The sequence below is a fragment of the Rhizobacter sp. P3_B12 genome, assembly GCF_056402895.1.
The window spans coordinates 1-6,746 of record NZ_JBFUGN010000273.1; the positions used below are offsets into that span (position 1 = coordinate 1).

The window sequence follows — 6,746 nt, forward strand, 5'->3', positions numbered from 1 at the left end:
GGCCTGCAGAGCCCCGGTGAGGGCATCCAGCACGAAGAGCCGGCCGATGCCGTCCTGCGCGGCGTTGTTGTAGCCGCTGCTCAGCAGGGCGACCGAGCTGGTCGCCCCCTTGATCCGGACGATGCGGGGGGCACCGATGGACAGCCCCATCTGGTTCCTGACYGTTGCCGAGGTGTTGTCGTTGGGGAACTCCCACTTCACGCGACCTGCCAGTGCGGCATCGCTGGTGATGGCCGACGCGTTCGTCACATTCAGCGCATACCAGCCGGTGCCCGCCGAGCCGCGGCCGCCGAGCAGGATCTCCTGGCCGGAAACCGTCACCAGCGTGGGGGTGGCGTCGAGCTGGGCGTTGAAGCGGTAGCTCTTCTGGCTGGTGGCACCGAGGCCGGTGAGCACGAAGCCGGGAATGTAGCTCCACCGCTCCTGCCCATCGGCAGCGTTGAAGGCATGCAGCATGCCTTCGTTGGAGGCCTGGAAGACCGTGCCGCCATCGCGGCTGATGATCGGAGATGCATTGATGATCGCGCCCAGCAGCGAGCTGCGCTGGCGCCAGGTGCTGCCTTCGCCGCTGCGGTTGCCGCGCAGGTAGTCGACGAGGTCGCTCGTGCTGCCATAGGTGCTGCCGGGGTTGAGCTTCGCGCCCACGGCGGTGGCGGTGAAGGGCTGGCCGGTGGCGCCGTCGTAGGTGGCGATGCTGCGACCTGTCCAGTTCCTGCTGGACAACTGGGAGCTTGCCGTCCAGGTCGTCGCGGCGCTGACCGCGCCGGTCGTGCTGTCGATCGCGTTGGCGCTCAGGTCGCCGGTCCAGCCGCTGACGTTGTAGCTGGTCACGTAGACCTTGCCGTCGCTTCGAATCAAGTTGGCTGAACCGACACTCGCGCTGGCCTGGCCGGCGCGCTGCGCCCGGATCGCATCGAAGGCGGAGTGCATGGCGGTGGCGGTGGCATCGGGCGTTGTGGCGAGAAACATCTCGCCGCGGCCGTTGACCGTGGCGTGCCATAGCTCGTCGATGGCCCCTGCATTGGCACCGGGAATGCCGAAGGTGGTGGCGGGCCAGAAGCTGGTGGGTGAACTGGCGGTCGGCGCCGCCGTGGCTGGCCACAGGTTGCCGCTGGACCCGAGCGACACGGCATAGGTCGTCATGTGCGGGTTCGAATTCTTGTCGGCGTCGGAGGTCGGTACCTTGCCCTTCACCATGGTGGGTTGCAGATTGTTGGTGTAGTAGGCCAGCGCCAGGTCGGCGAGCGTGCCAGCGTGGGTCGTGGCGAACGGCGCGACATTGCTGCCGTACGTCGTGGCGCTGTAGCTGGGCACGGTGGGGGCGTCATCGTCGGCGTAGCCATCGGTGGCGATCAGTGCGGCGTTGCGCTGGCATGCGTACCTCACAACCCCGCTACCGCTGAATTGCTCGCCGATGAACTTCATCGTCGTCCGCGTCGGCGTTCCGCCCGCCCTATTGTTCATGTAGAACGGGGCAAGCGCAGCCTGATATCCGCTGCTCTGGTCGGTTGAGTCCAGGTCGTACATCGTTGGAGCGAGCCGATCCTGGAAGGCGACGACACCGACGTTGATGCCATCGATGCGCTGCAGGATCGTGCCCATCGACGCCGCCAGGACGTACTTGCGTTTTCGGAAGTACTGGAACCAGTTGGCGAAGTTCTGCAACTCGTCTGCGTAGCTGCGGCCGGAGGGGAAGGTCCTGCCCGGTTTGATTTCATACCGCTTCAATGTCATGCCGTCGTAGGCCAAGGCACAGGTCGGATCATCAGGAGACACGGTGCAATCTTCACGAATCCAGAAGGTGGCCGGGTAGTAGCTGAAGGAGAATTCTTGCCCTGCTGTGAGATCGCCCACGACGGTCTCCACAGCCTGGACAGTGGAGCAATCGCCCGTCCCCCAGGCGGCACCTTTCTCGATGCGCTGGCCTGTGTACAGGGAAAACTTCTGTCCAACTCCGGTGTCGCAATGTTGTCGCGTCAAATCGAAAGTGCTCGAACCGATAACGGGATGTGACCGTGTGGCACCGGGATTCGCGTTGACGAAGGTCCTCAGCGAGGATCCATCGAAATAGCTCGCCCAGGGACGGTAGGTGACGCTTGTGTCGTAGTAGATCCGGTTGTAGCTGCTGGAACGCGTGAACGCGAACTCCTTGGTGGGAGGGATGGGCGAAAGGTCTGTCGCGGAATACAAAAGCGTACCTGGGGTCGTGCTGCTCTGTCCATTGGGAAACAGATAGGTGTATCGCGCGGTTAAGCTGTTTTTGTCGAGAAGCGAACCGTTGGAAAAACTTTGCCTGCGAGGCTGGTCCCAATACAAGAACCCGCTGTTCGTGCCGTTGAACAGCACCTCTGCATCCATCGACCCGGAATCATCCATCCCGATGATCACGTTCGGCTTGACCAGCACGCTGGCCTTCAGCGGCCGGGTCGCCACGTCGGTGGCGTGCGCCGACGGGAGTCCCAGCAGAAGCAACGACACCCACAGGGCGCCCGGGCGATTGATGAAGAACGACATGGTCACATCCTCTCGAGCGAAGCTCAGTTGCTGCCCTTGGTCACCAGGGCCTGCACATAGACGGTCGTGTTGCGCTCGTCGGTGACGCGGGTCGTGATGCGGAACTGCGTGGCGTAGGGGTTGTCGAGCTGCTTGTCGCGGTCGCCCGGGTCTTCGGCGCGATTGACCGGCATGTCGACTTCCTTCAGCAGGCACTGCCTGGTGGCGTCGGTGATGGCAGCGGTGGTGTAGTCGCACACGCGCTCAACGTAGTAGCTCACGGTCATCGCGCCTGCAGCGCTGGCGGGTGCGTCGCTCCAGGCCACCGAGTTCGGCAACCCTTGCGCCGTCTGGCTCTGGTCGAGCGTGCGCCGGTACCAGGTGGTGGCGCTGGTCGACTCCTCATCCGTGAGCCCCTTCACCGCGGCATAACCGTTGTTGACCCCGACCTCGGCGGCCTGCAACGCCGCGGCGCGGCTGGCCAGGTTGCCGGCCAGCAGCGTGCCGCTATCGGTTATGCGGGCGAGCGCCAGGCCGCTGAGCATCAGCGTGGCCAGCACGATCAGCACCAGGAACAACGAACCGCCGCGTTGGTGTCGGGCGCGTGGGTTCATTTCAGGCCTCCGGTGATGTTTCGAAGCGGGATCACGGTGCTCACCAGGCGGTAGCGGTAGCACTTGTCGGCGGCGGTCAGCGCATAGCTTTCGCCGGTCATCAAGGTCGGCGCGGTGTTTGTCGCCTCGCACACGCCGGTGCTCGCCTTGGGCTTCTCGGGCTGGGGGCTGCGCAGCAGCAGCTGCACGCGCATCGCCAGGATCCGGCCGAGGTGGGCGCTGTCGACCGTGGCCCATTCGGTGCTCGGGGTCGGGTTGACCCAGCTGTCCAGCGCGCGCGAGCTGGTCGACGCCGCAACACCGTACTGCACGCGGAATGCCATCACGTTGCGGGCCAGCGTGGCCGTGGTGCCGGCGATCCGATCCGTCTGCTGCAGCGTGTTGTTCGCCACGCTGTAGCGGTAGGCGGACAAGGCGCCCAGCAAGGCGATGCGGTCGCCGGCGGCGTAGCTGGTCGAGGCCGAGAACGTGGCCTGGTTGTACGCGCCATCGCTGCCCGACGACCCGAAACTCAGCTGCTCGTAGGTGTCGGTCGTGGCGGCGGTGATGCCGGTGATCGAACGCACCGTGCAGGGCGCGCCGGCGGTGGCGGGCGACAGCAGCACCACCTGCCCCGTCGAGGCGGGCAGATGCGTCTTCAACGACGCGGCGGTGGCGGTGGCACTGAGCAGCGGCACCTCGGTGCCGCCATAGACGCTGGACGCATGCATCACGTCCAGCGTGTCGAACAGGCCGCTCGACGGGCGCGTGACGTTCAACGGCGAGAAGGCCGCACCGTCGCCGAGCACGGTGCTGCCGTGGCTGAGGTTCAGCCTCTCGCAGCGGAAGCTGCTGCTGCCGAAGAAGCCCAGCCCGGCCGGCAGCGTCTGTGTGCGCAAGATCTCGATGGCCGACGAGCCGCTGCTCGTCACGCTGGAGGTGCCGACGGCCTGGCGCTGCGTCGCGGCGTAGCTGATCGCCATCCCCATCGCCACGAGCCCGATCAGCAACGCGACGACGATGCCGACCAGCAGTTCGATCAGCGAGGTGCCGCGCTGCCCGGCGCGGCACGGCGTGTCATTGGCGCACATCGGTGGTCACCGTGACGTTGTGGGTATCGGCGATCGACTGGCCGCCCAGCGTGGTGGCCTTGGCGGCCCAGCTCACCACCACCCTGAAGCGCCCGGTCGAGCTGTCCAGCGTGACGACGGCGCTGGGCTGGACACTGGAATGCGTGGGCAGCGAGGCCAGTGCCGCGGTTCTCCAGGTGGTTGCACTCGTGGATGCCGTCGTGCTGGAACAGGTGCCCGTGGCCGGCGCGGTATAGCAGGCCGCGTTGGCGCTGTCGGCCAGCACCGTGCCGAGCAGTTCCTCGGCCGCACGCGAGGCGGCCAGCCGCACCTGCATCTCGCTGCCTTGGGTGATGAGCCGGCCCTGCATGCGGGTCATGCCGAGCATGCCGAAGGCCAGCATGCTCAGTGCGACCAGCGCATCGATCAGGCCGATGCCGCGTTGACGAGAGATCAATTGCATGAGGTGTTGTCTCCACACAGGCGGATGCCGCCGCCGGCATCCAGGCGCAGGCCAGGGCAGCGGATGTCGGCAGAGCAGGTCGCGTTCGCCATCCGCAGGTTGATGGAGGCATCGGCGGCAGGGCGGCCGGAGCTGTCGAGGGCGACGGTCACGTCGGCCGTGGCCGACACGCCGTCGGGCTGCGCGCGCTGCCGGACCGTGGTGCCGCCGGCGTCCGTGACGCTGACCGAGGTGCCGGAGACCACCAGCGACAGCGCCGCGTTGCGCTTGATTGCCTCGCTCTGCGCGTACAGCGCATCGGCGAGCAGCGTGTTGCCGGCCTCGCGCAGCTTGCTGTTGCGCAGGTAGTCGGCAAAGGCCGGCATGCCGGCGGCGATCAGGATCGCCGAGATCGTCAGCGCGACCAGCGACTCGATCAGTGAGTAGCCGCGCTGCTGCAGAGTCACCCTTCGCATGTCGACCCCCGGGTGGACCAGCAGTTGCTGGTGGGCGTGCCCTTCGGGTGGGCCTCGGTCTTGCGCGTTCCCGCGTAGTCGATCGAGTAGTTGTAGCCGGCGAGTCGGCCGCTGCCGGTGGCGGTGAGCTTGTACTGGGTGGTGCTGGTGAGCGCGCAGCTGAAGCTGAAACTGTCGACGCCGCTCGGCGCGGTGAGTGCGCAAGCGGTGGCATTGCTGTTGCCGTAGCTGGCGTTGTCCTGGTAGTACTGCTCCATGCGGATCGCATAGGCCGACAAGGCATCGAGCCCGGCCGGCACGCGCGATCGCTTGAGGTAGTCGGTGTAGGCGGGGAGGGCGATCTTCGCGAGGATCGCGACGATGGCAACGGCGATCATCAGTTCGATCAGCGTGAAGCCGCGGTGGGAGGGCTGTGGCATCGGAGTCGTTCGAAGCAGCCTCGAGAGAGGCGATGGCGCAATGTAGACAAGACAAGGCGCTCCGATACATCCGCTCACACTAGTTGACATTCCCTCGCCCGCCGACTGCGCACGCCGTCACGAAGCGGCCTCTGGAAGGGGCATTGGCGGTGCATGGACAATGGCGTCTTTGCCGCTTTCTGTGACGCCGATGTCCGCTCCCGCGATGACTGCATCCCCCTGGCGCCTGTCCGTCGCCCCGATGATGGATTGGACCGATCGCCACTGCCGCTACTTCCACCGCCTGCTGACGAAGCAGACGCGCCTCTACACCGAGATGGTGACGACCGGCGCGCTGATCCATGGCGACCGGCCGCGCCACCTCGATTTCAATGCCGAGGAGCACCCGGTGGCGCTGCAGCTCGGCGGCAGCGAGCCGGCCGACCTGGCCTTCTGCGCGAAGCTGGCCGAGCAATGGGGCTACGACGAGGTCAACCTGAACTGCGGCTGCCCGAGCGAGCGCGTGCAGCGCGGTGCRTTCGGCGCCTGCCTGATGAACGAGCCCGCGCTGGTGGCCGACAGCGTGAAGGCGATGCGCGATGCGGTGTCCATCCCGGTGACGGTGAAGCACCGCATCGGCATCGACCAGGACGAGCGCTACGGCTTCGTGCGCGACTTCGTCGGCCAGATCGCCGAAGCCGGCTGCGAGGTCTTCATCGTGCATGCGCGCAATGCGTGGCTGAAGGGCCTGAGCCCGAAGGAGAACCGCGAGGTGCCGCCGCTGCGCTACGAGACGGTGCACCACCTGAAGCGCGATTTCCCGCACCTGACGATCGTGCTGAACGGCGGCGTCACGACGCAGGAGCAGATCACCGAGCAGCTGCAGCACCTCGACGGCGTGATGCTGGGCCGCGAGGCGTATCACAACCCGTGGCTGATGTCGCAGTGGGACGCGCTGTTCTTCGGCGTGCCGCACCACGAGCTCGACCGCGCGGCCATCGAGCAGCAGATGGTCGACTACATGGAGCGCGTCGGGCTGAAGGGCGAGCCGTGGTCGCGCGTCGTGCGCCACATGCTGGGCCTGCGCAACGGCCTGCCCGGCGCCCGCCGCTGGCGCCAGGTGTGGTCGGACCACAAGCTCAAGACGGAGCCCGCGCGCGCGGTCGCACGCATCGCGCGCAGCGAATCAGTCCCGGCGTGAACGCGACGGCCAGGTCGCCAGCAGCACGCCGGCGATCGCGAGGCCGAACGCCGCCGCCTGCGTCACGCTGATC

The 6,746-nt window shown here is 66.7% G+C and carries 7 protein-coding genes; 1 reads left to right on the forward strand and 6 read right to left on the reverse strand.

The genetic code is table 11. The features are described 5' to 3' along the window. From AC1D01_RS15680 to AC1D01_RS15705, 6 genes are all read right to left on the reverse strand, one after another. Positions 1-2,514: pilus assembly protein (locus AC1D01_RS15680; RefSeq protein ID WP_477867769.1), on the reverse strand; the 2,514-nt coding region annotated here is incomplete at its 3' end. A 23-nt stretch (positions 2,515-2,537) separates the two neighbouring features. Continuing rightward, complete coding sequence (locus tag AC1D01_RS15685) at positions 2,538-3,107, reverse strand: pilus assembly PilX family protein (protein WP_477867771.1); 570 nt, start codon at positions 3,105-3,107, stop codon at positions 2,538-2,540. Beyond that, the gene (locus AC1D01_RS15690; RefSeq protein WP_477867773.1) at positions 3,104-4,177 is read right to left on the reverse strand and encodes a PilW family protein; all 1,074 of its coding nucleotides are present in this window, start codon (positions 4,175-4,177) and stop codon (positions 3,104-3,106) included. Before AC1D01_RS15690 ends, AC1D01_RS15685 begins: the two co-directional genes overlap by 4 nt. Continuing rightward, complete coding sequence (locus tag AC1D01_RS15695) at positions 4,164-4,619, reverse strand: type IV pilus modification PilV family protein (RefSeq protein WP_477867775.1); 456 nt, start codon at positions 4,617-4,619, stop codon at positions 4,164-4,166. The genes AC1D01_RS15690 and AC1D01_RS15695 overlap by 14 nt, the downstream gene beginning before the upstream one ends. After that, positions 4,610-5,074 (reverse strand): GspH/FimT family pseudopilin, encoded by a 465-nt coding sequence (locus tag AC1D01_RS15700; protein WP_477867777.1) that lies wholly within the window; start codon positions 5,072-5,074, stop codon positions 4,610-4,612. The genes AC1D01_RS15695 and AC1D01_RS15700 overlap by 10 nt, the downstream gene beginning before the upstream one ends. Next, on the reverse strand, positions 5,062-5,493 hold the full coding sequence (locus AC1D01_RS15705) for a type IV pilin protein (RefSeq protein ID WP_477867779.1): 432 nt from the start codon (positions 5,491-5,493) through the stop codon (positions 5,062-5,064). The genes AC1D01_RS15700 and AC1D01_RS15705 overlap by 13 nt, the downstream gene beginning before the upstream one ends. A 205-nt stretch (positions 5,494-5,698) precedes the next feature. On the opposite strand from AC1D01_RS15705, the gene dusA reads away from it, so the two are divergent. After that, on the forward strand, positions 5,699-6,673 hold the full coding sequence (dusA, locus tag AC1D01_RS15710; protein WP_477867781.1) for a tRNA dihydrouridine(20/20a) synthase DusA: 975 nt from the start codon (positions 5,699-5,701) through the stop codon (positions 6,671-6,673). Positions 6,674-6,746: the final 73 nt, after the last annotated feature.